The 243-nt window shown below is 66.7% G+C and carries 1 protein-coding gene; it reads left to right on the forward strand.

What is annotated here, in order from left to right; translation table 11 throughout:
* The coding region (locus KUA11_RS17370) for a hypothetical protein (protein WP_217412303.1) at positions 1–243 on the forward strand (243 nt) is incomplete at both ends.

Raw genomic sequence — 243 nt, forward strand, 5'->3', positions numbered from 1 at the left:
TCTCGATGTGCAGCGTCACGCCCTGTCGCTCAAACCCGTGCTGACCAGCGTGGACGCCGAGCGTTACCTCAACGCCACCCCGTCCAACATCCTGCGCCTGCCCGAAACCGATACCCTGCTGCTGTCGTTGCGGCGTGCCAGTTCCCGCAGGAGAGTGCGCCATCCCGTCTCGTTCAGGCGATCGACGTGCAGGAGCCGGTTGGCGGCGGTCAGGCGCTGGTCGGGGTCCGAGAGAGTGCTCTG

Origin of the sequence: Acetobacter estunensis (assembly GCF_019083805.1) — a bacterium.
In the GTDB taxonomy this organism is placed as follows: domain Bacteria; phylum Pseudomonadota; class Alphaproteobacteria; order Acetobacterales; family Acetobacteraceae; genus Acetobacter; species Acetobacter estunensis_A.